Source organism: Streptomyces pseudogriseolus (genome assembly GCA_002154585.1).
Classification (GTDB): Bacteria; Actinomycetota; Actinomycetes; order Streptomycetales; family Streptomycetaceae; genus Streptomyces; species Streptomyces pseudogriseolus.
This window is the reverse complement of the sequence record MUNG01000478.1, coordinates 1-3084: the sequence shown is the minus strand read 5'-3', so window position 1 is coordinate 3084 and position 3084 is coordinate 1. Positions and strand designations below refer to the sequence as shown.

The window sequence follows — 3084 nt, the reverse complement described above, 5'->3', positions numbered from 1 at the left end:
GATCTTGCCGTTGGGGAGGAGGGGGAACTCCTCGACGGCGACCAGGGCCGAGGGGACCATGAAGTCCGGGAGCCAGGTGCGTGCGTGGGAGGGCAGGTCGGAGGGCACGTCACCGGCATCGGCCTCGTGCGGGACGATGTAGGCGGCCAGGCGGAGTGAGCCGGTCGTGTCCGGTCGGGCGATGACGACGGCCTCGGACACGTGCGGGTGGCGGCGCAGGACTTCCTCGACCTCGCCGAGTTCGACGCGGTGACCGCGGATCTTCACCTGTCCGTCGGCGCGGCCCAGGTAATCAAGCTGGCCGTCAGGGCGCCAGCGCACCAGGTCCCCCGTGCGGTACATCCTGCCGCCGTTCGCGGAGAAGGGGTCGGGGAGGTACCGCTCCGCGGTGAGGGCGGGCCGGGCGTGGTAGCCGCGGGTGACACCGGCTCCCGACAGGTACAGCTCACCCACCGCGCCCACGACTACCGGCCGCAGATCGCCGTCGAGGACGTAAGCCTGTGTGCCGTCGACGGGGCGGCCGATGGGTGTGCGGGCGTCACCGGGGGCAGTGACCGCATGCGTGGAGTAGGTGGTGTCTTCGCTCGGGCCGTACAGGTTGTTGACCACACCGATCACCGGGTGCGCGTACAACTCCTCGACCAGGTGCGGCGCCAGCGGCTCGCCGGCGAGGTTCATCGTCCGGGCGCGGGGAGGTATCGCACCGGCTGCGAGCAGTTCCCGGGCGACCGACGGCACCGTGTTGATCAACGTCACGTCCTCGTACCGGCCTGGATGTGCGATCAGGTCCAGCGCGTTGTCGGGCACCAGGTGGACCGTCCCGCCGACCGACAGCGGGGCGAAGATCTCGAAGACCGACAGGTCGAAGGACACCGATGTCGCAGCCAGCGTGTGCGCCAACTCTTCGTGCGAGAACACCCGGCCCGCCCAGGACAGCATCGCCACGACCTGGGAGTGCTCGATCATCACTCCCTTCGGGCGACCCGTGGATCCCGAGGTGTAGATCACGTACGCCACATCCGAGCCGCTCCCGGACGTTGGAACCCGGTCCGTGCGGCCCCCGTCCGGAAAGTCCTTGGCCGACCTCAGAACCAGGGAGACTCCCGAGTCCTCGACCATGAAGTCGACACGCTCATCCGGATATCCCGGGTCCATGGGCACGTAACCGGCGCCGGACTTCAGTACGCCCAGCAACGCGACCACCAGGTCCACCGACCGCGGCAGCAGCACGCCCACCACGTCACCGGGCCCCACGCCCGCGCCCCGCAAGCCCCACGCCAGCCTGTTCGCCCGCTCCTCAAGCTCCCCGAACGACAGCGCCTCACCCGCGCACCGCACCGCCACACCCGCACCGCCAAGACGGTCAACCACCCCCTCAACGAGCTCCTCCACCCGACGGGCCACCCCGCTTGCCAGTGGCGCACCCGCCGACAGCGCAGCCACCCGCTCCCTCTCCCCCACCGACCGCACATCCACCTCGGCGACAGTCAGGGTGGGGCCGTCGGCCAGAGCCTGGACCGCCGTGACGAGCCGGTCCGCGATGAGCTCTGCGGTGGAGCGCTCGAACAAGTCGGTGTTGAAGAGCAGGTGCCCGGTGACTCGGCCGTCGCGTTCCTCCGCCTGGACGACCAGGTCGTAGGGGGTGGTGCGGAACGGAACGGGAGCCGGGCTCATCTCCAGGCCGGCCAGTTCGTAACGAGGCGGCGTCCCGTTGACCGCCAGCAGCACCTGGAACAGCGGGCCGCGGTCGCCTTGGGTGCGTGCTTCGCGGAGCAGTTCCTCCAGTGGCATGCGCGGATGTGCGCGGACGTCGTCCACCCGTGCCCGGGTCGCGTCCAGGGTCTCGGCGAGTGTGGCGTGCGGATCCGGGCACAGACGGAGCGGCAGCGTGTCGACGAGATAGCCGACGACCTCCGCCGTGTCCGGGTGGTCGCGGCCGGCGACCGGAATGCCGAGGGTCACGTCGTACCGGTCCGTGAGCTTGACGAGGACGACGGCCAGGGCCGTCGCGAGGACGGTGAACGAGGTGGTCGACGCATTCCGAGCCGCGCCGGCCAGCGCTTCCTGCGGAAGGTTCAGCGGGACCGCGTCGCCTCGGAAGGTCTGCCGAGGGGGACGGGGCCGGTCGGTCGGCAGGCCGGCCGAAGGAGTGCCTTCCAGGTGCGACCGCCAGAACTCCGCGTCGCTCGACGCCGTTTCGCGCTGCCAGGCTGCTGCTTCGGCGTACTGGACGGGTGCGGGCGACAGGGCTTTGGTGCCGGGGGCGCGCAGGAGTTCGACGTAAGTGCGGGCGATCTCGCGGAGCATGACGTCCAGGGACCAGCCGTCGGCGATGGCGTGATGCAGGCTCATGACGACGACGTGGTGTTCGGGCCCGGCGCTCACGAGCGTGACGTGCCAGAGAGGGCCGGCGGAGAGGTCGAAGGCCCGCCGGGTCTCGGCATCGATCACCGCTGCCCAGTCGGCGGTGTCGGTCCGTAGCAGCGGCACTTCGGGATGGGGTGCCACCACCTGGCGGAGTTCGCCGTCGATCTGGCGCAGTGAGGTGCGCAGGCTTTCATGTCGGTACGCGAGGTGATGCAGGGCGGTGACGAGGGCGTCCTCGTTGAGCGGCCCGTGAAGGTGGACGGCGCCCCTGATGTGGTAGGCGAGGTTGGCCTCCGGGTCCAGCGCGCACTGGACCCACAGGCGTTCCTGACCCGGCGATGCCGCCAGTACGAGCGTGCCGTCCTGTTCCGGGACACGGTCGAGCAGGGTGATGGGTGACGTACGCCCTTGCTCGATACCGACGGGGAGGTGGGCGGCGAGGTCGGTGAGGATGGGGTGTTCGAAGACGAGGTGGAGCGGGATGTGCGTGCCGAGGGCCTCGCCGAGCCGGTGAGTGAGCCGGGTGGCCAGGAGGGAGTGACCGCCGAGGGCGAAGAAGTCGTCTTCCGCGCCGACTTCAGTGACGTCGAGGAGTTCGCCCCAGACGCGGGCGATCAGTTCCTCGGCCGGCCCGGACGGGGGGCGGGAGGCGGTGCGGTTTGTGCCGGGGTCGGGGTCGGGGCGAGCGGAGCGGTCGATCTTGCCGTTGGGGAGGAG

1 protein-coding gene is annotated in these 3084 nt (G+C 70.4%); it reads right to left on the bottom strand.

The annotated features are described in order from the left end of the window. Positions 1 to 3084 (bottom strand): non-ribosomal peptide synthetase (locus CCN29_RS31370; RefSeq protein WP_143661429.1); only part of this gene is annotated, 3084 nt, incomplete at both ends.